Genomic DNA, 25,903 nt, shown 5'->3' with positions numbered 1-25,903 from the left:
AATAAAATGAATATTAGCATACTTCACATGGATGCATACAAATTCCGATAAAAGTGTTATGATTTGTAAGAAGTCAAAGAAATATACAATTCAAAATTGATTATTCGATATAGATAGATAAAATTTCCTAGTGAATGTTTATATAGTAGTATGGAGGGTTTGGAGTGGAGAGATGGTTTAATCAGATAGAGAAAAAAGAGATTTGGTACATGGTATTACCATTATTACTTGTCATACCATTATTAAGCTTTAGCAATCAAATATATGGTGTTTTCCAGGGTGGCATGTATCAAAATTTAAAATTGGTGATACAAGTTTTAATCATTGTTTTTACAATGGCAATTGCGATCCAATCCTATTTAGTATTTTCACACTTATTATCCAATCAAACTTTATACATAGGAAACATGTTTTTCATTATTGCCTTACTAGAATTAGTCAGCTTGTTCTTTAGCCAATCTAGTGAATGGAGCTTTTTGGACGAGCCCTTACATATATTGATGCGTTTGTATCTATCCATTGGATTTTTACTAATTATTTTATACCCTAAAAAGCGATTAACCATGAATCATCGGATATTGACATATGGTAGTTCTGTGCTTTTCGTATTAGGAACTGTTTTTCTAGCGTATATATTGCCAAAACATTGGTTCGATTATATTGATAATATGGTACACTTATTTGCTATTATTCTTCAAATTATAACCATTGTTATAGTTAGTAAATATGTTAAAAAATTACCGAAGCGTTCTATGTGGCTAATCAGTGCCGCTATTTCTCTTATTGTAAGTGATGTCTTCTTTATTGTTAGTCAAGATCAAAATGCAATATGGGATTTCTCGGCATTGATCTATCAGTTTTTAGCATTCTATTTTTTCTTAAAGGCGATTTATTACACATCTGTGGAAAAACCATTCCAGCAGCTGTTGAAAATTAAGAAGGATCTTGAACAATCTCAACAGGAACTTCGATTTCAAGCTTATCATGATGACATTACACTGCTGCCAAATGAACATTTATTACTTAAGACGTTAAAAGAAAATTTACATGATAATAAAGCACAAAAGGCTATCATTGCCATAGAAATTGATCGCTTTGCGGCGATTCGTTCTTCCATTGGGATAAGCAACTCTAATAAAATGATGAAGCTTGTAGCAGAGCGTATACAAGCGATCGTACCTCCTCATTATTTTGCCACTAAACTTCGTGAGGAACAATTTGTTATTTATATTAACCATGTAAAGACCATCGAAGAATTATTACAATTTTGCTTAAATCTCAAAAGTGCCATGACAGATCCTTTACAGGTACAATTATTTTCATTGAATGGCAATTTAAATATAGGGATTGCGCTCTATGAGGATAAAGGGACGGGTGAAGAGCTATTAATGCATGCACAGTTAGCGATGCAAGAGGCTAGACAAATACCTCAAAGATTTCTTTTCTACAAGCCCTATATGTCTAAAGGCATTGCAGATCGAATTTTGTTAGAGCAAGACTTACATAATGCGTTAGCCAATAATGAATTTTATTTAGACTATCAACCACAGGTAAACTTAAAAACAGGCACAATTGAATCGGTCGAAGCATTGGTACGCTGGCGTCATCCAACGCGTGGCTTTGTTCCACCTGATGTCTTTATTCCTATTGCTGAAGAATGTGGCCTTATTATCCCGCTAGGTAAGTGGATATTAGAAACAGCATGCACACAAGCAAAAACATGGGAGAAACAAGGTTTACCTCCGATGAAAGTGGCAGTGAATTTATCACTTGGACAATTATTTCAGCAGGATTTAGTAGAAATGGTACTAGAGATTTTACAACGTACCAAATTGGATCCGAAATTTTTACAATTAGAAATTACGGAAAGTATGACGATGAATATTGATCAAATGACGCAGCTATTACATGAGTTAAAGGCATTAGGCATTCAAATTGCTGTAGATGATTTTGGAACAGGCTATTCCTCTCTATCTTATTTAAAGGAATTCCCAATTGATTGTTTAAAAATTGATCGAACTTTTGTGAGAAATGTGCCGCATAATCCAAATGATGAAGCACTTGTTTCCATGATTATTTCAATGGCTAAACATTTACGTTTGAAGGTTGTGGCAGAGGGCATTGAAGAAGTGGAACAGTTATCATTTCTAATAGATGGTGGCTGTGATTATATTCAAGGCTATCTATTCAGTAAGCCCATCTCTCCACAGCAAATAACGGAAACCTATAAAGATTTACACCATCGTGTGGATGAAGTGTTAACACAGCTTCAATATATTGACGATTATATTATTTAAAAAGAACCTGCTTATTGATATTGAATAAGCAGGTTCTTGCTGTTTAGTGAACGAGATATTCTTCCTTTAACTCGGATATAGCTACTTCAGACCGCTCTTCTAAAGAACGGCGTAGGTGAACGGTCGCTGTTTTTTCATCATCATGAAGTTGATCAATCCAGATGGAAACGCCATTATAGCTCACTTCAAATTCTAACGGTGAGGCGACAATTTCTTGTGCTCGCTGAAAATCCAACTGAAGCCCCCCTTATTTTTTCTGCTTATTCTTATTTTGCGTGACTGTATTAATTAGCTCCATAAACTCTTGAGAAAATTCCTCACTCACCTTATTTGGTGCAATTTTTTGGTTTTTTGGTGTTTGAGGTAACGAGCCTTTATTATTGCTTTGACCTTGTTTATTGTCTCTTCCCATGTGAGTTGCTCCTTTCCTGTTGATATCATTTAATATGGCTTTGAAATGAATTTTTTATCCCGTTATCACAGATAGCACTTCACATGGAAAAGTCGCATAGCTCTTTGTTTTTTGAGAACAATAATGCGCATTAAGATTTTTTAACAGAAAAATTATCGTTTAATAAAACCCAATTTTGAGGGAATGGGAATCCTAATGCCCAGTAACTAATGCCTCTCAGGTTATAATGTTTAGTCATGTCAAATTTGGCTTGTGCACTTCTTGCGTCCTCAAACCATACCTCATGATTCCTTCCTTGCTCATCAACATATCGATAAAAAGGAGATTGTGCAGTTGGATCAAATTGGATTGTTGCCCCGTACTTGATGGCTCGATTGAGAGCTTCCTGAGGACTAAATGTTTCGGCTTCTTGGCCTTTGACATGAGGTAAGAGCCAATCACGCGCATACAACTCAAAACCCAATAAAATTTTATCTGCTGGTATTTCAGTTAAAGCATACTCCACAACTCTTCGCATTTCATTAATGGGGGAAATGGCTTGTGGGGGTCCAAGACGATATCCCCATTCATAGGTCATTAATACCAGAAAATCAGCTATTCTTCCATGTGCCTCGTAATCATGCGCTTCATATAATGTTCCAGTTTGTGAAGCACTTGTTTTAGGTGCAAGCGCTGTTGACACTAAATAGCCCTTTGGATGAAGTGTATCCACAGCTAATTGAATAAAGGCATTGTAATTTTCGCGATCAGTTGGCAAAACATTTTCAAAATCAATATTTAATACTTGGTACCCTTTATCTTGCATCACCTGTAACACATTATTCATGACCTTTTTCCGTAGCTCTGCATTGGACAAGACGACATGTGCTAAATTAGAGCCTTCTTCTGTAGAAGTAAAATTAGTGAGCGTTAACATAGGGATGATATGTTTAGCTTTTGCTGCCGCTATCATGTTTTCATCATTGATGGGCTGTAATGTACCATCTTCCTTCATCTTATAAGCAAATGGACTAAAATAAGTGAGTAGATGACCAACAGCATTAATGGAATCTACAGCTTCTTCAGAAGGCTGGTAGGAATAAGCATTGACCTCAATCATCGGTAATTCTCTTGGGATCATCAATTGAGCGCCCACATAAAGCATATTGGGGTTGTTTATTTGATTTTCTACAGCAATGGCTTGAATAGTCGTACCATATCGCTGTGCTATTTGCCATAAAGTTTCTCCTGGCTGCACGATATGAACAATGGGTGGAATAATTAATTTCGTTCCTGGTGTTAATTGATCGGGATTAGTTAGATGATTCTCTAATATGATAGATTGCAAGGGAACGCTAAATTTCTGTGCGATGGACCATAACGTATCTCCCTTTTGAACCGTATACATTGTATAAGGAGAAGGGATAGTCAGTGATTGTCCGATGGCTAGTTGATCGGGAGTAGCTAATGCATTTAATTGACTAATAGATTGAACTGGTACAGCATAACGATTGGCGATTTGCCACAGTGTTTCGCCAGCACTCACTACATGAATAAGCATAGAACACCTCCAACACAATATTATTAGTGCATCATATGTTTCAATTGTGAAAATGAGTATTTTAGTGTGTGTCCAATAAAATAGTTGAAACTTCAAATTCTTTTTAAATGAGTTGCATAGGATAAGTATCATTGTGAGGAAGGGGCTTGATATTGAAAAAGGCAAAGCTCACGGGTAGAATCGTGACTCCTGAAGATTCGGATTATGAACAAGCGAGAACGAATAATAATTTAAATAACCCGAAATATCCGAGTGTCATTGTGTTTTGTCAAGAAACGAAAGATGTGGTTAATGCATTAAAATGGGCAAGAGAAAACAATGAGACTTTTAGAATTCGAAGTGGTCGTCATAGCTATGAAAATTTTTCCTTAGTAAATAAGGGTCTTGTCATTGATGTAAGTGACATGAATAAGGTTTCGATTAATCTTCCAGAAATGACAGCTAGGATTGATGCTGGAGCCAATATGGGAAAAGTCTATCGTACATTATGGGAACATGGTGTCACCATTCCTGCTGGCACAGAAAGTAGTGTTGGGGTGGTCGGTTTGACCCTTGGCGGGGGTATTGGGATGTTATCACGTCCCTTCGGTTTAACTTGTGACAATCTCATTGAAATCGAAACGGTGGTTGCTAGTGGACATGAAGGTGCTCAGGTAATCAGAGCAAATAAGCAACACAATAATGATCTTTTTTGGGCAAGTCGTGGTGGCGGTGGTGGCAATTTTGGTATAGTCACTTCATTGACATTCAAGTTACATGCGATTAAGGAGGTATCACTCTTCTCCATTACATGGGGATGGAATGATTTTGAAGTGGCCTTTGATGCATGGCAAAAATGGGCTCCTTATACAGATAAGCGTCTGACTTCACAGATTGAGTTAAAAACAAAGGAAGTAGGTGAAATCGTTGCACAAGGTGAGTTCATAGGATCAGCAGCTGAATTAAAGAAGTTGCTTCGCCCTCTTAGAAAGGCAGGTTTGCCAACAAGTATTTGGATAAAGGAAGTGCCATATATCAAGGCAGTAGAATTTTTTGATTTACCAAGTGGCAACCAGCCTGCCCTTCGAAAAAGATCAGGGTCATTTTTGGAGAGACCGTTTCCATTTAAGGCGATTCAGCGAATGAAAGAATTTTTAGCTCATGCACCTAATTCAAATACAACGATCTGGCAACAATCTTTAAGAGGAGCGGTCAGTGAAATTGCTCCAAATCATACAGCCTATTACTATCGCAATGCGTTAATAGCGCAAGAATATAATACTTCCTGGGAAAATTCGAATGAGGAAGAACAAAATATGAAGTGGGTAGAAAACTTACGACGCGCTTTATCACCTTATACGTCTGGTGATTATGTGAATTTTCCAGATCGATTTATTCAGGACTGGCAGACAGCCTATTACGGTCGCAATTTTAGAAGGCTGCGAGAAGTGAAAACAAAATATGATCCGTATAATGTCTTTCAATTTCCACAGAGTATCCCACCTATTAGAAAGTGGCTGTAGACTGAGTATTGAGCAGAGTGCAGAGACATTACTGCTCCTTTTTGTTTTTCATGTTTTAGCTTGATAATTACTGTATAAGGGGTCACAATAAACCTATTACATATATTTCTAAAAGGAGTAATTAGAATGGAAAATATTGTTGTTCGTAATAATGTAAAAGTATTCGGACAAGGAGACCAACCGATTATTTTTGCACATGGATTTGGCTGTGATCAAAACATGTGGCGTTTCATTACGCCTGCATTTATGGACAAATATCAGATTATATTATTCGATTATGTCGGCTCAGGTAACTCAGATATAGGTGCCTATTCATCTGAAAAATATCAAACATTACAGGGCTATGTACAAGATTTATTGGACATTATTGAAACGCTATCATTACAAAATAGTATTTTTGTAGGGCATTCCATTAGTGCCATGATAGGACTGCTCGCATCTATCCAGCATCCTAATTATTTTAAAAAGTTGATTATGATTGGTCCTTCTCCATGTTATTTAAATGATGATGGTTATCGAGGGGGATTTGAGCGAAGTGATATTGCGGAGTTATTAGACATGATGGAAATGAACTTTGCAGGTTGGGCTAGCTATATGGCGCCTATTGCAATGAGTAATCCTGAACAACCAACATTAACACAGGAACTGAAGCAAACCTTTATAGCAGCAGACCCTATCATCGCAAAAGAATTTGCTGAGGTAACATTTTTATCTGATCATCGAAGTGATTTATCAAAGGGAACAGTTCCTTCGTTGATTATCCAATGCTCGGAAGATAGTATTGTGCCAATTGGTGTTGGAGATTATTTACATCAGCATCTCAAAAACAGCACGTTGCAATTAATGAAAGCGAAAGGACATTATCCACATATTAGTCACCCGAATGAAACAATACAGTGTATTACAGATTTTTTGTAGGGAACAATGAAAGGATTATCAACAATGGACAAACGACTCAATAACGCACCATGTGGTTTTCTTTCCATCACACATGAAGGGCTTATTTCAGAAATCAATCAAACCCTGCTAGATTGGCTCGGCTATGGACAAGAGGAATTATTACAGAAGCATCTAGAAATTCTTCTATCTACGCCCAATAAGATGATTTTTCACTCTTATTTTTATCCTACGATTAATTTAGAGGGACAAGTAGAGGAATTATTTATTCATCTCAAACAGAAGGACGGGATGTCAGTTCCATTTTTAATGAATGCTAGATTGTACACGGAGGATAGGGTAGAACGAATTGATTGTATTCTAGTAAAGATGAAAAAGCGCATAGATTATGAACAGGAATTACGATCAGCCAAAAAACTACTGGAGGCTGCCTACCAAGAAAAGGATCGAGCATTAGCTAATTTGGAGCAAATTCATGTAGAAATAGAACAACAGCAGGCGAAATTATTAGAGATGAATGCTGCTTTAGTAGAATTATCGATGACAGATAAACTGACTGGTTTGAAAAACAGAAGATTTTTCCAGGAAAAACTTGAACAACATTTCAATTATTTTCACGAGACGGCAAAGCCTTTTTCGTTATGTATTTTAGATATCGATCATTTTAAAAAGGTTAATGATACATACGGTCATCAAGTTGGAGACGATGTCCTTGTTCAATTGGCGCAGCTATTACAGCAACAAGTACGTACAGAAGACACCGTCGCTCGTTACGGCGGTGAGGAGTTTATCATCATCTTACCCACGACCGAGAAAACTGTGGCAAAAGAAATCGGCGAGCAAATTAGACACACCGTGGAGCAGGATGATTGGCCAACAGGTTGTATTACGATCAGTATGGGGATTGCCACAGTAACGTCAGAAGATACAGACACGACATTCATAAAAAAAGCAGACGAAGCATTGTATGTATCGAAAGCGCATGGACGAAACCAAGTTACCCATTTTCATGAAATGAAGTGAATAGCTTTTACATTTCGACTAACAATTTTCGAATGGAAGGCAGATCTGCTGGAGCAAATGGAAGGTCGAGCAATTGCTTGCGGGGAACCCATCTTGCTTCAGCATGTTCCAGTATTTGGGGTGTACCTTTTATAATAGAAGCTTTGTATGTTTCTAAGTGAACGAAAAATTGCTCGTATTCATGGAGGGTTATTTCAACTAGCTCACCTACTTGAATCGTACAGTTAAATTCCTCAAGGATTTCACGATAAAGCGCCTGTTCTGGTGTTTCACCTTGCTCTATTTTACCGCCAGGGAATTCCCAATAATTTGCTAGTACCATTTGTGGATTTCTTAAAGCTCAGAAAATTTCATGTTGTTCATTTTCAATGATGGCTCCGACTACATGTATCGTTTTTTTCATCTATTTTCCTCTCTCCTTGTTTTAATTAGATGTGTATGATTATAGCATGTTTAATTGGTTCCTCACTTGCCACCAAAAGAAAATAACAGTTTTCTCACTTAGCTATGAAATTTGCCATTTCCTAAGGTATAATAGTGGTCAATATATAGGAAAAAGGCGGTAAGAGGTAGCGATGAAGAGAATCGAATCTACGCAAAATGCGTTAGTGAAATATTGGAAAAAATTAGCGACGACAAGAAAAGAGCGTGAACGTTCAGGTGAATTCCTTATAGAGGGCTTTCATCTTGTTGAAGAAGCATTAAAAAATAAAGAGCAAGTATTACAAATTATTGTACGTGAAGGTATAGATTTACCAATGTTGTGGCCAATTGATGATGTAGCTATTGTAGAAGTATCGACTGCGGTAGCGAAGGAATTCGCGGAAACAGAAACTTCTCAAGGTGTTTTTGCTGTATGCAAACAGCCAATTTTAGAGGATAAGGTGATGACCACTTGGCGAAAAGTGTTATTAATTGATGCTGTCCAAGATCCTGGTAACATTGGAACAATGATTCGTACAGCAGATGCAGCAGGTTTAGATGCTGTAATTTTAGGAAAAGGCAGTGCCGATCTTTATAATCCTAAAACACTACGTGCTGCCCAAGGCTCGCATTTCCATATTCCAGTAGTCCGTGGGGATTTAGCTGAATGGGTAGATTTACTACAGGATCAAGGTGTACCCGTATTTGGCACCGCTTTAGATGAGGAGGCAGTGCCGTATAGCGACATTCAACATACAGGTGCATTTGCGATTATTATGGGGAATGAAGGAAGCGGCATTCAACCTCAAATATTAGCAATGACAGATCAAAATATGATTATTCCTCTTTTTGGACAGGCTGAATCATTAAACGTCGCAGTGGCAACAGGGATTGTTTTATATGGCTTTGCCAAGTAATTGACGGATCTTTGTGGGACACAGGCAGTTGTCTCTTGATTTGCTACAGTTCATTATTGTATAATCTATTCTAAAATGTATGTTTAAATAGTAAATGCTTTGACCGGGAAGTAGTAAAGATTGTGAATGGACGACAGGGAGCGTAGGCCAGAGATTGAGAGCCAACGCCGTACCAATGCAGTTTTGAATTCAACCTGCGAGCAGCTACCGGGACCAGCGTCATGCTGTAAAGGTGAGCCGGCTTTATCAAGTCGTTATGTCAATGAAGTGATTGTAAGGCGCTTGCCTTGCGATAACTAGGGTGGTACCGCGAATATGTCCTCGTCCCTTTTTAGGGGCGAGTTTTTTTATGCCTAAAATGCAGGCATTTATTTTCTAAGGAGGTTTTAACATGGAAGAGCAATTAAAACAATTAGAGCAAGAAGCACTTGCTAAAATTGAAGCAGCTGCAAATTTAAAAGAATTGAATGAAGTACGTGTTGCATATTTAGGAAAAAAAGGACCTATCACGGATTTACTAAAAGGGATGGGAAAATTATCAGCTGAAGAACGTCCAAAAATGGGAGCTTTAGTGAATAATGTTCGTGAAAATGTAACAGCAGTATTAGAAACAAAGGTAACGGTTTTAGAAGAAGCGGCCATTGCTGAAAAATTAGCAAGTGAGTCGATTGATGTCACATTACCAGGTCGTGAAATTAAAGTAGGGAACCGTCATCCTTTGACGCGTGTCATTGAAGAAATAGAAGATTTATTTATCGGAATGGGCTATGAAATTGCTGAAGGCCCAGAGGTTGAGAAGGACTACTATAACTTCGAAGCACTAAATTTACCAAAAGGGCATCCAGCTCGTGATATGCAAGATTCATTCTATATTTCCGAGGAAATATTGCTCCGTACGCATACTTCACCAGTACAGGCCCGTACAATGGAAGCCAAAAAGGGTGAATCAATTCGTATTATTTGTCCTGGTAAAGTATTCCGCCGTGATAATGATGATGCAACACACTCACATCAATTTATGCAAATTGAAGGTTTAGTCATTGGCGAAAATATTCGTATGAGTGATTTAAAAGGGACATTAGATACTTTAGCAAAAAAAATGTTTGGTGCAGACCGCGAAATTCGACTTCGTCCGAGCTTCTTCCCATTCACTGAGCCATCTGTAGAAATGGATATTTCTTGTTTCAAATGTGGTGGTGCGGGCTGTAACGTATGTAAGAGCACAGGCTGGATTGAGATTTTAGGAGCAGGTATGGTGCATCCAAACGTATTAGAAATGGCTGGTTATGATCCGAAGAAAGTTTCTGGTTTCGCATTTGGTATTGGTGCAGAGCGTATTGCGATGTTGAAATATGGTGTTGACGATATTCGTCATTTCTATACAAGTGACACTCGCTTCTTATCACAATTCGAGCGAACAGAAGCGTAAGGGGGATAAAACATGTTAGTATCATTAGAATGGTTAAAAGATTATATCAATACACAGGACTTAGCACCTGAGCTATTAGCAGAAAAAATTACACGCTCTGGAATTGAAGTAGATGCAGTCATCGATCGGGCTAACGCTATGGATAAAGTTGTAGTTGGTTACGTTGTGTCTAAGGAAAAACATCCAGAGGCTGATAAGTTAAATATTTGTCAAGTTGATGTTGGAGAAGCAGAGCCACAACAAATTATTTGTGGTGCACCAAATGTCGATGCTGGCCAAAAAGTCATTGTTGCTCGTCCAGGCGCCCATTTACCAGGTGGCATTAAAATTAAAAAAGCAAAACTTCGTGGCCATGAATCGAACGGGATGATTTGTTCCTTACAAGAGCTTGGAATCGAAGGGAAGCTTGTTCCTAAGGCATACTCAGAAGGCATCTTCGTCCTACCAGCAGATGCAGAGGTAGGCTCAGATGCACTGGCTATTTTAGGCATACGTGATACAGTGTTGGAATTAGGACTAACACCAAACCGTTCAGATGCCCTTTCGATGCTTGGTGTAGCCTATGAGGTAGGTGCCATTCTTTCAGAGGAAATCAAATATCCAGAGATTGCCTATCAAACTGCTAGTGAAAAAGCACAGGATTACCTAAAGCTTCACGTAGAAGATCTACAAGCAAATCCAATGTATGTAGCAAAAGTGGTGAAAAACGTAAAAATTGGTGAGTCCCCAATGTGGCTCCAAAATCGTTTAATGGCAGCGGGTGTACGCCCACACAATAATGTGGTGGATGTAACCAACTACGTATTGATGGAATATGGTCAACCACTGCATGCTTTTGACTATGATAGCCTAGCAACAGGTGAAATCGTTGTTCGTAAAGCAACAGAAGGTGAAAAAATTACAACATTGGATGACCAAGAACGCACATTAAAAGCTTCAGATTTAGTGATTACGAATGGCAAAGAACCAGTAGCGATTGCTGGTGTAATGGGTGGTGCTAATTCTGAGGTAACAGATTCTACAACGACTGTTGTCATTGAATCAGCCTATTTTGATGGTTTAACAGTGCGTCAAACATCTCGTCATCTTGGCCTACGTTCAGATGCATCGGCTCGTTTTGAAAAAGGGGTAGACCCGAACCGTGTCTTACCCGCAGCTGAACGTGCTGCCGCTTTACTTGCTGAATTAGCTGGCGGTGAAGTGTTAGAAGGTACATGTTTAGTAGATGAGTTAGATAAAACACCAGCGCGAGTAGTCGTTTCCCCAGATTTTATTAATGAGCGCTTAGGTATGAAGATTGCATTAGAAGATATGCTTTCTATTTTAGAGCGTCTAAAATTTGGTGTAGAGGCTGCAAATGGTTTATTAATTATTGATGCACCAACACGTCGCCAAGATATTAAAATTGAAGAGGATATCGTCGAGGAAATTGCTCGTCTTTATGGTTATGATGAAATCCCAATGACATTGCCAGAGGGTGCAACACAAGTAGGTAATTTATCACCTTACCAAGCAAATCGCCGTGTAGTTCGTCATTACATGGAAGGGGCTGGCCTATTTCAAGCGGTGACATATTCATTAACATCGGATGCATTGTCACAACGTTTTGCCTTGAAAGCAGAGCCAGTAACTCGTTTACTCATGCCGATGAGTGAGGAGCGCTCTACCTTACGTCAAAGCCTTCTTCCACATTTAATCGAAGCAGCTGCGTATAATGTTGCACGTCAAGCTGAAGGCGTGGCTTTATATGAAATTGGTTCAGTGTTCCTTGGTCAATCAGACGAGGGGCAACCGTATGAGGAAGAGCATGTGGCAGCAGTACTAACTGGCAAATGGCTAGACCATGCTTGGCAAGGCGAGAAAAAAGCCGTAGATTTCTTTGTGCTAAAAGGTATTGTCGAAGGTGTCATTGTCAAACTTGGCTTAGAAAATCGCATGACATTTGTGAAATCACAAGTGGATGGCTTACATCCAGGACGTACGGCTAGCATTTTATTAGATGGCGAGCAAGTCGGCATTATCGGTGGACTTCACCCAGCAGAGCAAAAAGCATGGGGTGTAAAAGACACGTATGTAATGGAAATGAATTTAGTGGCTCTGTTAAATGCAACGGCACAAGAAGCACCACTTGCCTACACACCAGTGCCTCGCTTCCCAGCTATGTCTCGTGATATCGCCCTTATTATGGACCGTTCAACTACTGCTGGCGAAGTAATGGAAGCTATTGACGCAGCGGGCGTGAAATTATTAAAAGATATCCGCGTATTCGATGTTTACGAAGGAGAGAAAATGGAACTAGGTAAAAAATCGGTTGCCTTCTCTCTCACATACTTTGATCCAGAACGTACTTTAACGGACGAAGAAGTAGTGGCCGCACATAACAAAGTGTTAAAAGCCATTGCTACGATTGCAGGTACAGAAGTACGCTAATAGATGTGAAAAAAGACTGTCTAACGAGGCAGTCTTTTTTTGTTTGAGAATGTGAAGGTGAATGTGATTTGAGAGAGGGTGAGTCTGCTCAAAAGAGAGTGAGAGGTGATCCCGAAAGTGTGGAACCCGCTCAAAAGGAAGTGAGAGGTGATCCAAAAAGAGAGGAATCCGCTCAAAAGAGAGTGAGAGGTGATCTAAAAAGTGTGGAACCCGCTCAAAAGAGAGTAAGAGGTGATCCAAAAGGTGAAGAAGCCGCTCAAAAGATAGTGATTCTAAAAGAATCGAAGCTACTAAAAATATAGAATGAAAGATATCCACAAAAAATTATTAAAAAACTATATTTAGAGCAGCAAAGTTGATCAAATAAATAGTTTCACAAATAGTCTAGGAATGGTTAATTTTCCTTGCTATAGTCTTTTAAAAAGGAGTGTTGAGATGTTTATTAAACCGTATGAGGAAGCAAAAATGACATTAGGTTTGCGGGCTTTAGTTAGAAGACTCCCAGCAAAAAATCCTTTATATGATCAAATGGCAAGGGAGCTATTACAGGCTGAAGCAGGGGAATATGGTGAAAAATATATTTTGAAACAACTGGAGAAATTATCTTTTACGAAGAATTTTCAAGTTTTACATAATATCACTATTCAGCATCCATTCTCATTACAATTAGATGTTGTGGTGATAACGCAATATGAGGTAATAATTATTGAAAGTAAGAATATTCGAGGGGACGTGGAATTAAAAAACCGACCACGTCAAATGATTCGGACTCTTGATACGGGTGAACAGCGCGTATTTAATCATCCTGAAGTCCAACTTGAGGAATATGTATATAATTTAAAGGACTTTTTCAAGCAACACCAAATTGAAGTACCTATCAACGGTATCATTGTTTTTCCTTTTAATAATGCTCGAATCAATTATGAGGATGGATTATTTCCAGTGTTAATGGCAAGAGAGTTAACGAGCTTTTTGCAACAACGTCCAATGAAGTCAAAAACTATAGATTGTCAATATATTAGTGCATTACTTGTGCAACACAACAAACCGTATGAGGGCTTCCCGCTTTGTCGTTACTATGGGATAGAGGTTGATGCGATTCAAACCGGTGTGATCTGTCCAAAATGCGAATTTGGACAGATGCATTGGTTGAAGATGAAGTGGACCTGTTCTAGCTGTCTTTATTCTAGTAAAAATGCACATTTATCTGCTCTACAAGATTATGGAATGCTCATTAATAAAAATATTACGAACGCACAAGCACAGCGTTTTTTACAGTTAAACAATCGCCATACGATAAAAAGAATGCTAATGGCTAATTGTTCTCGGAAAACGGGAGTAAAAAGATCAAGAGATTACCAAATTTTTTTATGACGTTAATAAAAATGCTAGAAGCGGTTTATCTAATTGGAGGCCCGCTCTGAAAGGTGCCTGAAGCGCTCACCCCAAATAGGAAACCGCTCTAACTTAGTAACGAAGCGCTCAACCCGAGTAGAAAGGCGCTCTAACTTAGTAACGAAGCGCTCACTCCAAGTAGAAAGGCGCTCTAAAAAGGTAACGAAGCGCTCACCCCAAGTAGAAAGGCGCTCTAAAAAGGTAACGAAGCGCTCACCCCAAATAGGAAACCGCTCTAACTTAGTAACGAAGCGCTCAACCCAAGTAGGAAACCGCTCTAAAAAGGTAACAAAGCGCTCAACCCAAGTAGAGAGGCGCTCTAAAAAGGTAACGAAGCGCTCGCTCCATGCAGAAAAAAGCTCCAAAATGTATCTGAAGCACTCACGCTTCTCAGGAACCCTAAAAAACCCTCACCTTACTTAACTCTCACAAAAGTACCTCACCATTTTAAACAACCAATAATACTATTTATTTCATCTTCCATGCTTTATCGATATGGGCAAAAGGCCATTTTGTTATGGAGCGTAGAAATTCTTCGCCTTGATTACGCCAGATTTGAGCTGCTTGCATATCTACCGCACCATTTTAAGCCACCATTAATACTATTTATTTCATCTTCCGTGCTTTATCGGTGTTGGCGAAATGCCATTTTGTTATGGAGCGTAGAAATTCTTCGCCTTGATTACGCCAGATTCGAGCTGCTTGCATGTCTACCTTGTTAGAAGCGCCCTTCATTAATGTAAGCCCTGCGATGTCACTCAAACGGTCCATTTCCTTTAAAAAGGCAGCACGAGCTAAAATAGATGCTGTAGCCACAGCTACATGTAGTTGTTCTGCTTTGGTAGAAAAGTAGACGTTTTCTTGTACAAGCTCACGTTCATTTTTTAAGTAATTATAATAAACACCACGTTCGGCAAACTGGTCAATTAAAATAAATTCAGGTTTTTCAGGTGCCATTTTTGATAGCGTGTTTTGTAGGGCCTTGTTATGCATCATAGCTTTCATCTTACCTTGGGAATAGCCTTTTGCTTGTAAGCTGTTATATTTCTCATTGCGTAAGACGAGGACACTATGGACACAGGCTGCACGTAAATCAGGTGCAATCTTCCGCATATAATCATCTGTTAGCATTTTTGAGTCTTTTACGCCAAGCTCATTGATGAGTTCGATTTTGGAGGTAGGCACATATACTGCTGCTACTGTGATAGGACCAAAAAAATCACCTGTACCTGTTTCATCTGAGCCTAAGACAGACATGGTTGCGAAATTGTTAGGCAGTACATCACCTTTTGCCCCGATAGCTGAGGCGGACGGGGTAGCTGTTTTTTCAATAGTTCCCCAACGCGCCGCCTCGCGTTCAGCACCGCCCCCTTGGAACATTAATTTTCCTGATTTATACATAGTTATGGCTGTATCTGGTAGTTTTGCAGCAAAAATGACACCAGGTGCCTTTCGCTCTATAAAATGTGTTGCATAGTAAGTCATCACCTCTTTTTGAATATTTGTTGAAATGGAAAGCACAATATTTGCCATTTAATCGTTCCTTTCTGTCCTCATTGTTCACAATTTTATACCTTTCATGGTATGATAATAAATAGCTTTTTTGTGTGATGGTGCTCACAGGCCTCTAAAATCGTGTGTGCATCGAATTTATAGGAGGGTGCGACTATGGAAAAACAAGAAAAGAATAAAATTTCTGTGGAAATATATGGTCATACATATAAAATGGTCGGCTCAGAATCCATTGGCCATATGCGACTTGTTGCTTCGATTGTTGATGACCGGATGCGCGAGATGAGCGTACATAATCCCTCACTTGATAGCACAAAACTTGCTGTTCTGACAGCAGTAAATACAGTACATGATTATTTACTGTTAAAAGAACGAATGGAGCAATTAGAAGAAGAATTGAAAAAATTAAAGGGTTGAAGAGAATGTTAGATTTAATCATATTAGTGGTACTGTTAGCTGGAATTGGCATCGGTGCAAAACGAGGTTTCATTGTACAAATGATGCATATTGTCAGCTTTGTAGTAGCTCTAATTGTTGCGTATATTTATTATAAGCCATTAGCACAAAAATTTGTATTTTGGGTTCCGTATCCGGGTGTCACTGATACAGGCAGCCTTGGCGTTGTTATTGATAGTCTAGATTTAGACCGCACCTTTTATCGGGTGATTGCCTTTGCTGTTATTTTCTTTGCAGTAAAAATAACGTTGCAAATCGTGGCATCGATATTTGACTTTATTGCGTATTTACCTGTGCTAGATACAGTAAATCGTTGGCTTGGGGCGCTACTTGGCATGATTGAAAACTATTTAATTATGTTTATTTTGCTATACGTGTGCGCCTTATTACCAGTAGATGTCATTCAAAATTTAATGTCGAAGTCATTGTTAAGTGGTCTCATGTTGGAGCATACGCCGATTATTACAAAGATGTTCCAAAACTGGTGGTATATTTATATGCAATAGTAACTGTGCACTTCTCTCTGTCTTGAGGGAAGTGTTTTTACGATAGGAGGAATTACCAATGAATAAAAAAACAATTATTCGCACGCTCGAAAAAATTGCTTTATATATGGAATTACAGGGAGAAAATCCATTCAAGGTATCGGCCTTTCGAAAAGCTGCAGCAGCACTTGAGGGGGACGAGCGTTCATTAAGCGAAATGGATGATGTAACAAAACTCAAAGGTATTGGCAAGGGTACTGCGGCTGTTATAGAGGACTTAATGGCAACAGGTGAATCGAGCTTGTTAAAGGAGTTAGAAGAAATTGTACCTAAAGGGTTACTGCCATTGTTAAAATTGCCTGGCTTGGGAGGAAAAAAAATTGCGAAACTTCACCAAGAGTTAGGCATTGACTCAGCAGAAAGCTTGAAGGCAGCATGTGAAGCAGGGAAAGTACGTGAATTAGCAGGATTTGCAGTAAAAACTGAGGAAAAAATTTTAAAGGAACTAGCCAATTTAGCAAATCGTTCAGAACGTCTACCAATTTGGCAGCTAGAGCCTGTGGTTTTACAAATTGAGGCGCTTCTAGGTAGTATGAAGGAAGTAGAACGTTTTTCAGTGGCTGGCAGCTTCCGTCGAGCGCTAGAAACAAGTAAAGATATTGATTTTATTGTCGTGACAGAAGAAGTTGAGCAAGTACGCGAAAAGTTGTTAAAGGGCTTGGCCATTCAAGAAGTAGTGGCAGCAGGAGATACTAAAATTTCAGTGATTTTAGAATTAGAAGAGCCAGTTAGCGTTGATTTCCGATTAGTGAAGGACAATGAATATGCAACTGCCCTACATCATTTTACAGGTTCCAAAGATCATAATGTCCGTATGCGACAACTTGCCAAAGCACGTGGTGAAAAAATAAGTGAATATGGTGTGGAACAGGAAGATGGTACTGTTTTGACGTTCCAAGATGAGGCAGCATTTTTCGCTCACTTTGATCTACCTTGGATTCCACCAAGCTTACGGACAGGAACAGTGGAATTTGATAAAACAAACACGATTCAAAACTTAGTTCGACTAGAAGATATTAAGGCTGATTTGCATATGCATACGACATGGTCGGATGGTGCATACTCTGTTGCAGAAATGGGCGAGGCGTTACTAGCACGAGGCTACCAGTATAGTGTTATTACAGACCATTCACAATTCTTAAAAGTTGCAAATGGTTTAACGCCAGAGCGTTTAGAAAAGCAGCGTGTAGAAATTGAAGCGTTTAATGCGGCACATCCAGAATTTCATTTGTTTAAAGGGACAGAGATGGATATTTTACCAGACGGCTCCCTTGATTTCGAAGATCAGGTGCTAAAAGAGCTAGATTTTGTTATTGCTTCAATTCATTCTAGCTTTACACAATCACAGGATAAAATTATGGCACGTTTACTAACAGCTATGCAAAATCCCTATGTCCATATGATTGCCCATCCAACTGGTCGAATTATTGAAGACCGTGATGGCTATAATCCAGATATGAAACAGTTAATTGCCTGGGCGAAGGAATATGGTAAAATTTTAGAGTTAAATGCAAATCCGTATCGTCTCGATTTATGTGTAGAACATTTAGAAATGGCTTTTGCTGCAGGTGTGCCAGTAGCTATCAACACAGATGCTCATGATATTGCACATTTACGTTTTATGGATATTGGGGTTCGCTATGCAAATAGAGCATGGTTACCGAAAGATATGATTGTGAATACATGGACGCGTGAACAGTTTGAAGCGTTCATACGACGAAATAAATAGGTTGAGGAGGTGTTCTCAGTGATTGCAGAACGCGCATTGAAAACACTAGAATACGATAAAGTTAGGCAACAAGTGGCTTCCTATTGCACTTCTTCCATTGGTAAATCTGCCATTGAGGAGCTTGTGCCACAAACAGATTTTGATAAAGTAGTACAATTATTAGAGGAAATGGATGAGGGATTATCCATTTTGCGTGTTAAGGGCAATGTGCCAATGGGAGGGATTTTTGATGTCCGCCCATCTGCCAGACGTGCTCAAATAGGAGGCATGCTAGCAGCAGTAGAACTAATGGAAATTTCGAGCACGATTCGAGCGAGCAGAATTCTACGCAATTTTATTGAAGATATAGAGGCTGATGAAGTAATTGAAATTCCCCATTTCATCTCCAAAAAGGAAGCGATACCTGTCTTAACAGGATTGCAACATGAAATCAATAACTGTATTGATGATAATGGAGCTGTCTTAGATTCTGCTAGTCAAACATTGCGCTCTATTCGCCAATCTTTGCGTGCTGAAGAGGGGAAAGTCCGTTCTAAGCTGGAAAGTCTAATTCGTGGAAGTAATGCTGCGAAAATGCTTTCTGATGCACTTGTGACAATTCGTAATGACCGCTTTGTCATTCCCGTAAAGCAAGAATATCGTCATCATTATGGTGGGATTGTCCATGATCAATCTTCTTCTGGTCAAACCTTATTTATCGAGCCAGATTCTGTCGTCCAAGCGAATAATGAAATTCATCGCTTGAAAATGAAAGAGCAGGCGGAGATTGAGCGTATTTTATTAGCTTTAAGTGCAATGGTGCAAGAAGTAGCATCAGATTTATTTAACTTAGTGAAGGTTTTAGGCGATATCGATGTCATTTTAGCAAAGGGTAAATATGGACAAGCGAATAAATGTACAATGCCTAAAATGAATCAGGATGGCTATATCCGACTAGTACGTGCACGTCATCCACTGCTACCAATGGATTCAGCTATTCCGAATGATATTGAATTTGGCAAAGAGATAACAGCCATTGTCATTACAGGTCCTAACACAGGTGGTAAAACCGTGACATTAAAAACGGTTGGCCTGTGTACATTAATGGCGCAAGCTGGATTACCAGTGCCGGCATTAGATGGCTCAGAGCTTGCAGTATTTGAGCAATTGTTTGCTGATATTGGTGATGAGCAATCAATTGAGCAGTCACTTTCTACGTTCTCATCTCATATGGTCAATATTGTAGACATCCTACAAAAATTTGATCATGAATCACTTGTTCTTTTTGATGAGTTGGGCGCAGGTACTGATCCACAGGAAGGGGCAGCCTTAGCTATCTCAATCTTAGATGAAGTACATGGACGAGGTGCTCGTGTAATGGCGACAACTCACTATCCTGAACTTAAAGCATATGGCTATAATCGTCCAGGTGTTGCTAATGCCAGTGTCGAGTTTGATATTGAAACTTTGAGCCCAACCTACCGTCTACTTATCGGAGTACCTGGGCGCTCTAATGCATTCGAAATCTCCAGTCGTCTTGGTTTACCTGAATCCATTATTGATCGTGCTAAAGGCTTTACTGGGACAGACCGACATGAGGTTGAATCCATGATAGCCTCATTGGAAGAAACACGTCGCCAATCCGAAGATGATGCAGAACGTTCGCATGCATTACTGTTAGAATCGGAGACATTACGTCAAGAGCTTCAAGATAAAGTACAAGCCTACGAGGAGCGGAAAGAGGCGCTTGATAAGAAAGCGAAGGAAAAAGCACGTAAAATTGTTGATGAAGCGAAACGAGAAGCGGAAGCGATTATTGCAGAGCTTCGAGAAATGCGTAAAAATGCTAATCAAGTTGTCAAGGAGCATGAATTGATTGAAGCACGTAAACGCTTGGAAGAAGCAACACCACTTGAAGACAATAAAGTGCTGAAAAAAGCGGCACAAGTCAAAGCCCGCGCACAAAACTTAGTTGTCGGAGACGAGGTAAAGGTGTTAAGCTATGGTCAACGGGGTACTTTGTTAGAAAAGGTGTCGAATACAGAATGGGTTGTCCAAATGGGGATTTTAAAAATGAAAATCTCGGATAGTGATTTGGAGTATATTAAACCTGAAAAAGAGCCTATATTACGAACAGCTGGTGTGAAAAATCGAAATAGTCATGTGAAATTAGAATTAGATTTACGTGGTGAACGCTATGAGGATGCAATATTAAGAACAGAGAAATATATTGATGATGCGTTACTCTCTAATTATGGTCGTGTGTCCATTATTCATGGCGTTGGTACAGGGGCGTTACGTCAAGGTATTCAAAGCTATTTGAAAAAGCATAAGCGCGTAAAATCCTTCCGTTTTGGTGAAGCCGGTGAAGGGGGCTTAGGCGTCACAGTTGTTGAATTGAAATAAGCTATAAAGGGGACGGAGAAAAATGCTGAATTCTGGCTTTTGGCGATATCCAATTATCGAAACGGCAGGATATTTTAGTGTTGTAGTATTATGTTTAGTCGTCTCGATGGCATTGTTCGAAGTCGTTACGAAATATAAAAATTGGGAAGAAATTAAAAAAGGTAATGTCGCTGTGGCTCTTGCAACAGGTGGGAAAATACTCGGGATTTGTAATATCTTTCGCTTTTCCATTGCTCGTCATAGCACATTAAGTGAAATGATCGGCTGGGGTCTTTTTGGCTTTACATTATTGATTGTAGCCTATTTTTTATTTGAATTTATGACACCTCGTTTTAACGTTGATCAAGAGATTGCCAATGATAATCGCTCAGTTGGTTTCATTTCCTTTACCATTTCAGTCGGTCTTTCGTTTGTAATTGGGGCAAGTATTGCATAGGAGTGTCATGACATGGAAAAATTAGCAAAAGTACTAATCGTTGTCTGTATTGCATTTTTGGCAGTAGGTGTCTATTATATGTTAACGGTTTAAACAAAAAACGTATTCTCTTTGTGAGGATGCGTTTTTTTGTTTACTTAAGCTGCGTGAATTTCTACTAAAACCTATTAATTTTCTCCCATATCACTCTACTGTAGGGTAGAAAAAATATTTTTATAATATAGAAATAAGCTAACATTTTTGTATGGAAGTTACTTAAGAATGAATGAGTATTCATAAGGTCTGCTCAAACAAATCCCGATAAATACCAATCATATTAATGTTGTGAATTGCATAATAATTAATCGAAAATGCATTTATTTTCTATTTTCTGTTTGAAACTGTATTTCTTTTTCATTATAATAAATATAAGAATTGACAAAGTTTGGGACAAAGGGGAGAGGACGTATGACAGCAAAACCATGGCTAGCAAATTATCCTGAAGAAGTACCATCGTCTTTAACGTTTGAGGAAATTCCAGTGCAAGAGTTTTTGACACGTGCCTATAAAAAGAATCCATCCAAAGTAGCGATTCATTTTATGGGAAAGGATTTGACGTACACCGAGCTATATGAGTCAGCTTTAAGGTTCGCAAACTATTTACAAACACTAGGTGTGGAAAAAGGAGATCGAGTAGCGATTATGCTACCTAACACGCCACAAAGTGTAATCGCTTACTATGGTGCCATGTATGCAGGTGCTGTTGTAGTACAAACAAATCCACTTTATACTGAACGAGAGCTTCAATACCAAATGGCTGATTCAGGAGCAAAGGTTATTCTCGTAATGGATATTTTATATCCAAGAGTCATGAAAATTATGAAAGAGACGTCACTTGAAAATGTCATTGTAACAGCTATTAAGGACTATTTACCATTCCCGAAAAATTTAGTCTATCCATTTATTCAAAAGAAGCAGTATGGCTTTAGTGTTAAGGTTGAACATAGCGGTCAAAATCACCTATTTTCAGAAATAATGCGCTCTGCACCGATTAAGGTGATTGACAATATTCCATTTGATTTTGAAGAGGACCTAGCATTGCTTCAATATACGGGTGGAACAACAGGCTTCCCAAAAGGGGTTATGTTGACCCATAAAAATTTGATTGCCAATACGACAATGTGTGATGCATGGATGTATAGATGTGTGCATGGTGAAGAAACCATTATGGGCATTCTGCCATTCTTCCACGTCTATGGTATGACAACTGTTATGCTTTTATCTGTATTCACTCAAAATAGAATGGTGCTTTTACCGAAATTTGATGCAGAAACGGCATTAAAAACGATTGATAAACAAAAACCAACACTGTTCCCCGGTGCACCAACCTTATACATCGGCCTTTTAAATCACCCAGACATTGCGAATTATGATTTATCATCCATTAAGGCATGCCTCAGCGGTTCTGCTTCATTGCCGATTGAAGTGCAAGAGAAGTTTGAAGCCGTTACTGGCGGGAAGCTAGTAGAAGGGTATGGGTTAACTGAAACCTCACCTGTAACACATGCTACGCCAATTTGGGGTAAGCGGGTGATTGGCTCGATTGGTTTACCTTGGCCAAATACAGAAGCGGTTATTTTACGTACAGGGGATACGGAAGTGCTACCCATTGGTGAGGTGGGTGAAATCGCTGTTAAAGGACCACAAGTGATGAAAGGCTACTGGAACCGTCCAGAGGATACAGCAGCGACATTTGCCGACGGTTGGTTTTTAACAGGTGATCTTGGTTATATGGATGAGCAAGGCTTCTTCTATGTAGTAGATCGTAAAAAGGATTTAATCATAGCAGGCGGCTTTAATATTTATCCTCGTGAAGTGGAAGAAGTGTTATATGAACGTGAAGAGATTCAAGAGTGCGTAGTGGCAGGCATACCTGATCCGTATCGTGGTGAAACAGTAAAAGCTTATATTGTTTTAAAAGAAGGATATTCGATTACTGAGGACGAATTAAATAAATATTGCCGTCAGCATCTAGCGGCTTTTAAAGTTCCGCGTTATTATGAATTTAGAGAAGAGCTGCCAAAAACAGCTGTTGGGAAAATTTTGCGTCGTACTTTAGTTGAAGAAGAAAAAACAAAATTAGCGAATAAAGAAGCGAAATAAATACGTGTGAAAGTATTGACAAGCGATGCCGTAAAATATAATATGAAAATATGAATGAATGACCATTCATATTTTCATATTTTTTTAGGTTCACACGTCATATCGATCATATAGACGTGCGCATGTTTTTTAGGTGGTGATATATAAGTGAAACGAGATAAGCCAAAATATAAACAAATTATTGATGCAGCTGTCATCGTTATTGCGGAAAATGGGTATCACCAAGCGCAAGTATCGAAAATCGCCAAACAGGCAGGGGTGGCCGATGGAACAATCTATTTATATTTTAAAAATAAAGAAGATATATTAATTTCTGTCTTTAATGAAAAAATGGCTGTTTTTGTAGAGTCATTACAAGATATAATAGAAAATGGGAGTACGTCTAAAGACAAACTTTCACGAATGATTGAAAATCATTTTAATGTTCTAGCGACAGATCGATACCTAGCAACTGTCACACAATTAGAGCTTCGCCAGTCAAACAAAGACTTACGATTAAAAATTAATTCGGTATTGCGTGAGTATTTACAGCTACTCGATCAAATTTTAATCGAGGGTATGCTTACAGGTGAGTTCAATCAGACGATGGATGTACGCTTGGCACGACAAATGGTTTTTGGAACAATTGATGAAACTATTACGTCGTGGGTTATGAATGACTATCGATATGATTTGATGGAACAGGTTCCAAAGGTTCAGGCATTAATCCTGAACGGCATTAAAGCTTAAAAGGATGTGGAGAAATGGAATTTCTAAGTTGGAAAGTAGAAGATGGAGTAGCGATTATTACAATTGCACGTCCACCAGCAAATGCATTATCTCGCGGTATTATTGCAGAAGTTAACGCTGTGCTAGATGCTGTAGAACACGATGATGCTGTAAGAGTCCTTGTACTTCATGGTGAAGGCCGTTTCTTCTCTGCAGGGGCAGATATTAAAGAATTTATTGGGGTAGAATCTGGAGAGGAATTTACAAAGCTAGCTAGCAACGGGCAGCAGGTTTTTGAGCGTGTTGAATCATTTTCTAAGCCTGTAATTGCAGCCATCCATGGTGCGGCATTAGGCGGAGGGCTTGAGTTAGCAATGAGCTGTCATATGCGATTTGTCACTGAATCTGCGAAACTAGGTTTACCTGAATTACAATTAGGCCTTATTCCTGGTTTTGGCGGTACACAGCGCTTACCACGCTATGTTGGTGTAGCAAAGGCTGCTGAAATGATGTTTACAAGTGAACCAATCTCTGGTACCGAAGCTGTTCAGTGGGGCTTAGCGAACCGTTCATTCTCAGACGAAACACTACTAGAAGAAACGTTAAAAATTGCTAAGAGCATTGCTAAGAAAAGCCCAATCGCTTTAAAAGCGGCTATTCAAACATTGCAATATGCAAAGCATGCATCATTCTATGAAGGCATTGAAGCAGAGGCGAAATCCTTTGGGACAGTATTTGTTACAGAAGATGCCAAAGAAGGAATTCAAGCATTCATTGAAAAGCGTGAGCCTGTGTTTACTGGCAAATAATTTTCCAAATGTCGATAGCAACGTTAAGTATGTTATCGGCGTTATCGAAACTGAAAATATATAATATTTATAAGTTTACTTAGAATTATAAAACGTTCCAGGAGGTATGGATATATGAACATTTTTGCATTAATTAAACGTACGTTTGATACAGAAGAAAAAATCGTTGTGTCGGGTGGCAAAATCCAAGAGGACGGCGCAGAATTCATTATCAACCCTTACGATGAATATGCCATTGAAGAGGCAATCCAAGTTCGCGATGCTGCTGGTGGTAAAGTAACAGTAGTGACAATTGGTGGCGAGGATGCAGAGAAGCAATTACGTACAGCACTTGCTATGGGTGCTGACGAAGCAGTGCTTATTAACACAGAAGATGATTTAGATGAGCTAGACCAAAATGCAGCAGCTTATCTATTAGCTGAATACTTAAAAGATAAAGATGCAGATTTAATTTTAACAGGAAATGTTGCGATTGATGGTGGTTCAGGGCAAGTTGGTCCACGTGTTGCTGATTTATTGGATATGAATTATGTAACAACGATTACGAAACTTGAAATTGACGGAACATCTGCGAAAATTGTTCGTGATATCGAAGGAGATTCAGAGGTAATTGAAACTTCTTTACCGTTATTAGTAACAGCTCAGCAAGGTTTAAATGAGCCACGTTACCCATCTCTACCAGGTATTATGAAAGCGAAAAAGAAACCGCTTGCAGAGCTTGAGTTAGATGATTTAGATATCGATGAAGATGATGTAGAAGTGAAGATCGAAACAGTAGACATCTTCTTACCAGCTCAAAAAGCAGCAGGCCGTATTTTAGAAGGCGACCTTTCTGCACAAGCAAAAGAATTGGTAAATCTACTTCACACAGAAGCAAAAGTAGTTTAATTATTTGATGTCAATCGAATCTTAAAGG

The 25,903-nt window shown here is 38.9% G+C and carries 21 protein-coding genes and 1 pseudogene; 17 read left to right on the top strand and 5 right to left on the bottom strand.

Annotated features, from left to right (window positions below; all coding sequences use genetic code 11):
* The first annotated feature begins 164 nt into the window (after positions 1-164).
* A complete protein-coding gene (locus MHB40_RS18240) occupies positions 165-2,297 on the top strand; it encodes an EAL domain-containing protein (RefSeq protein WP_342533152.1) in 2,133 nt (710 codons plus the stop codon).
* A 43-nt stretch (positions 2,298-2,340) separates the two neighbouring features.
* Here MHB40_RS18240 and MHB40_RS18235 read toward each other — a convergent pair whose 3' ends face one another.
* The 3 genes from MHB40_RS18235 to MHB40_RS18225 all read right to left on the bottom strand — a co-directional run bounded on the left by MHB40_RS18235 (position 2,341) and on the right by MHB40_RS18225 (position 4,249).
* Entirely contained in the window at positions 2,341-2,532 is a 192-nt protein-coding gene (locus tag MHB40_RS18235; protein WP_004226369.1) for an H-type small acid-soluble spore protein, read from the bottom strand.
* Positions 2,533-2,544: 12 nt separating this feature from the next.
* The gene (locus MHB40_RS18230) at positions 2,545-2,709 is read right to left on the bottom strand and encodes a YfhD family protein (RefSeq protein ID WP_004226371.1); all 165 of its coding nucleotides are present in this window, start codon (positions 2,707-2,709) and stop codon (positions 2,545-2,547) included.
* A gap of 130 nt (positions 2,710-2,839) precedes the next feature.
* Positions 2,840-4,249, bottom strand: a complete 1,410-nt coding sequence (locus tag MHB40_RS18225) for a LysM peptidoglycan-binding domain-containing protein (RefSeq protein WP_342533151.1) — start codon at positions 4,247-4,249, stop codon at positions 2,840-2,842.
* 152 nt (positions 4,250-4,401) lie between these two features.
* On the opposite strand from MHB40_RS18225, the gene MHB40_RS18220 reads away from it, so the two are divergent.
* The 3 genes from MHB40_RS18220 to MHB40_RS18210 all read left to right on the top strand — a co-directional run bounded on the left by MHB40_RS18220 (position 4,402) and on the right by MHB40_RS18210 (position 7,671).
* The gene (locus MHB40_RS18220; protein ID WP_342533150.1) at positions 4,402-5,751 is read left to right on the top strand and encodes an FAD-binding oxidoreductase; all 1,350 of its coding nucleotides are present in this window, start codon (positions 4,402-4,404) and stop codon (positions 5,749-5,751) included.
* 126 nt (positions 5,752-5,877) lie between these two features.
* Complete coding sequence (locus MHB40_RS18215) at positions 5,878-6,669, top strand: alpha/beta hydrolase (protein WP_205444881.1); 792 nt, start codon at positions 5,878-5,880, stop codon at positions 6,667-6,669.
* Between the two features lie 24 nt (positions 6,670-6,693).
* Positions 6,694-7,671 carry a diguanylate cyclase gene (locus tag MHB40_RS18210; RefSeq protein WP_342533149.1) on the top strand — a complete coding sequence of 326 codons (978 nt, stop codon included), beginning with the start codon at positions 6,694-6,696 and terminating at the stop codon, positions 7,669-7,671.
* 7 nt (positions 7,672-7,678) lie between these two features.
* On the opposite strand, the pseudogene MHB40_RS18205 reads toward MHB40_RS18210, so the two are convergent.
* A pseudogene (locus tag MHB40_RS18205) lies at positions 7,679-8,074 on the bottom strand ((deoxy)nucleoside triphosphate pyrophosphohydrolase).
* 172 nt (positions 8,075-8,246) lie between these two features.
* Between MHB40_RS18205 and MHB40_RS18200 the strand changes: the two are divergent.
* The 4 genes from MHB40_RS18200 (at position 8,247) to MHB40_RS18185 (ending at position 14,244) form a co-directional block, all read left to right on the top strand.
* The gene (locus MHB40_RS18200) at positions 8,247-9,011 is read left to right on the top strand and encodes an RNA methyltransferase (protein WP_342533148.1); all 765 of its coding nucleotides are present in this window, start codon (positions 8,247-8,249) and stop codon (positions 9,009-9,011) included.
* Between the two features lie 391 nt (positions 9,012-9,402).
* Positions 9,403-10,440 (top strand): phenylalanine--tRNA ligase subunit alpha, encoded by a 1,038-nt coding sequence (gene pheS / locus MHB40_RS18195; RefSeq protein ID WP_205444872.1) that lies wholly within the window; start codon positions 9,403-9,405, stop codon positions 10,438-10,440.
* A 12-nt stretch (positions 10,441-10,452) separates the two neighbouring features.
* Positions 10,453-12,870, top strand: coding sequence for a phenylalanine--tRNA ligase subunit beta (gene pheT / locus MHB40_RS18190; RefSeq protein ID WP_342533147.1), 2,418 nt, complete (start codon positions 10,453-10,455; stop codon positions 12,868-12,870).
* A gap of 435 nt (positions 12,871-13,305) precedes the next feature.
* Positions 13,306-14,244: a nuclease-related domain-containing protein gene (locus MHB40_RS18185; protein ID WP_342441170.1), complete on the top strand. Its 939-nt coding sequence runs from the start codon at positions 13,306-13,308 to the stop codon at positions 14,242-14,244.
* A gap of 627 nt (positions 14,245-14,871) precedes the next feature.
* On the opposite strand, the gene rnhC is transcribed toward MHB40_RS18185, so the two are convergent.
* Positions 14,872-15,798: a ribonuclease HIII gene (rnhC, locus tag MHB40_RS18180; protein WP_205444865.1), complete on the bottom strand. Its 927-nt coding sequence runs from the start codon at positions 15,796-15,798 to the stop codon at positions 14,872-14,874.
* A 135-nt stretch (positions 15,799-15,933) separates the two neighbouring features.
* Between rnhC and zapA the strand changes: the two genes are divergently transcribed.
* The 9 genes from zapA (at position 15,934) to MHB40_RS18135 (ending at position 25,875) form a co-directional block, all read left to right on the top strand.
* Positions 15,934-16,194, top strand: a complete 261-nt coding sequence (gene zapA / locus MHB40_RS18175; protein ID WP_036128254.1) for a cell division protein ZapA — start codon at positions 15,934-15,936, stop codon at positions 16,192-16,194.
* Positions 16,195-16,199: 5 nt separating this feature from the next.
* Entirely contained in the window at positions 16,200-16,739 is a 540-nt protein-coding gene (locus MHB40_RS18170) for a CvpA family protein (RefSeq protein WP_342533146.1), read from the top strand.
* 58 nt (positions 16,740-16,797) lie between these two features.
* The gene (polX, locus tag MHB40_RS18165) at positions 16,798-18,507 is read left to right on the top strand and encodes a DNA polymerase/3'-5' exonuclease PolX (protein WP_342533145.1); all 1,710 of its coding nucleotides are present in this window, start codon (positions 16,798-16,800) and stop codon (positions 18,505-18,507) included.
* Positions 18,508-18,525: 18 nt separating this feature from the next.
* Positions 18,526-20,892, top strand: coding sequence for an endonuclease MutS2 (locus tag MHB40_RS18160; protein WP_342533144.1), 2,367 nt, complete (start codon positions 18,526-18,528; stop codon positions 20,890-20,892).
* 22 nt (positions 20,893-20,914) lie between these two features.
* Complete coding sequence (locus tag MHB40_RS18155) at positions 20,915-21,328, top strand: DUF350 domain-containing protein (RefSeq protein WP_008179180.1); 414 nt, start codon at positions 20,915-20,917, stop codon at positions 21,326-21,328.
* 447 nt (positions 21,329-21,775) lie between these two features.
* Positions 21,776-23,470 carry an AMP-binding protein gene (locus tag MHB40_RS18150; protein WP_205444858.1) on the top strand — a complete coding sequence of 565 codons (1,695 nt, stop codon included), beginning with the start codon at positions 21,776-21,778 and terminating at the stop codon, positions 23,468-23,470.
* 147 nt (positions 23,471-23,617) lie between these two features.
* Entirely contained in the window at positions 23,618-24,199 is a 582-nt protein-coding gene (locus MHB40_RS18145) for a TetR/AcrR family transcriptional regulator (RefSeq protein ID WP_016991551.1), read from the top strand.
* A gap of 14 nt (positions 24,200-24,213) precedes the next feature.
* The gene (locus MHB40_RS18140; RefSeq protein ID WP_205444856.1) at positions 24,214-24,987 is read left to right on the top strand and encodes an enoyl-CoA hydratase; all 774 of its coding nucleotides are present in this window, start codon (positions 24,214-24,216) and stop codon (positions 24,985-24,987) included.
* Positions 24,988-25,101: 114 nt separating this feature from the next.
* Complete coding sequence (locus MHB40_RS18135; RefSeq protein WP_131521384.1) at positions 25,102-25,875, top strand: electron transfer flavoprotein subunit beta/FixA family protein; 774 nt, start codon at positions 25,102-25,104, stop codon at positions 25,873-25,875.
* Positions 25,876-25,903 lie beyond the last annotated feature (28 nt).

Source organism: Lysinibacillus sp. FSL K6-0057 (assembly GCF_038630885.1).
In the GTDB taxonomy this organism is placed as follows: Bacteria; Bacillota; Bacilli; order Bacillales_A; family Planococcaceae; genus Lysinibacillus; species Lysinibacillus fusiformis_F.
Note: the sequence above shows the minus strand (reverse complement) of the source record. Positions and strands in the feature narration are given on the sequence as shown.

What these genes read in the sequence shown, in the direction of transcription:
- MHB40_RS18135 (WP_131521384.1), top strand. Translation starts at nt 25,102, where the DNA reads ATGAACATTTTTGCATTAATTAAACGTACGTTTGATACAGAAGAAAAA.
- MHB40_RS18155 (WP_008179180.1), top strand. Translation starts at nt 20,915, where the DNA reads ATGCTGAATTCTGGCTTTTGGCGATATCCAATTATCGAAACGGCAGGA.
- MHB40_RS18140 (WP_205444856.1), top strand. Translation starts at nt 24,214, where the DNA reads ATGGAATTTCTAAGTTGGAAAGTAGAAGATGGAGTAGCGATTATTACA.
- MHB40_RS18185 (WP_342441170.1), top strand. Translation starts at nt 13,306, where the DNA reads ATGTTTATTAAACCGTATGAGGAAGCAAAAATGACATTAGGTTTGCGG.
- MHB40_RS18225 (WP_342533151.1), bottom strand. Translation starts at nt 4,249, where the DNA reads ATGCTTATTCATGTAGTGAGTGCTGGCGAAACACTGTGGCAAATCGCC.
- MHB40_RS18150 (WP_205444858.1), top strand. Translation starts at nt 21,776, where the DNA reads ATGACAGCAAAACCATGGCTAGCAAATTATCCTGAAGAAGTACCATCG.
- MHB40_RS18215 (WP_205444881.1), top strand. Translation starts at nt 5,878, where the DNA reads ATGGAAAATATTGTTGTTCGTAATAATGTAAAAGTATTCGGACAAGGA.
- pheT (WP_342533147.1), top strand. Translation starts at nt 10,453, where the DNA reads ATGTTAGTATCATTAGAATGGTTAAAAGATTATATCAATACACAGGAC.
- MHB40_RS18210 (WP_342533149.1), top strand. Translation starts at nt 6,694, where the DNA reads ATGGACAAACGACTCAATAACGCACCATGTGGTTTTCTTTCCATCACA.
- MHB40_RS18230 (WP_004226371.1), bottom strand. Translation starts at nt 2,709, where the DNA reads ATGGGAAGAGACAATAAACAAGGTCAAAGCAATAATAAAGGCTCGTTA.
- polX (WP_342533145.1), top strand. Translation starts at nt 16,798, where the DNA reads ATGAATAAAAAAACAATTATTCGCACGCTCGAAAAAATTGCTTTATAT.
- MHB40_RS18200 (WP_342533148.1), top strand. Translation starts at nt 8,247, where the DNA reads ATGAAGAGAATCGAATCTACGCAAAATGCGTTAGTGAAATATTGGAAA.
- MHB40_RS18170 (WP_342533146.1), top strand. Translation starts at nt 16,200, where the DNA reads ATGTTAGATTTAATCATATTAGTGGTACTGTTAGCTGGAATTGGCATC.
- pheS (WP_205444872.1), top strand. Translation starts at nt 9,403, where the DNA reads ATGGAAGAGCAATTAAAACAATTAGAGCAAGAAGCACTTGCTAAAATT.
- rnhC (WP_205444865.1), bottom strand. Translation starts at nt 15,798, where the DNA reads ATGGCAAATATTGTGCTTTCCATTTCAACAAATATTCAAAAAGAGGTG.
- zapA (WP_036128254.1), top strand. Translation starts at nt 15,934, where the DNA reads ATGGAAAAACAAGAAAAGAATAAAATTTCTGTGGAAATATATGGTCAT.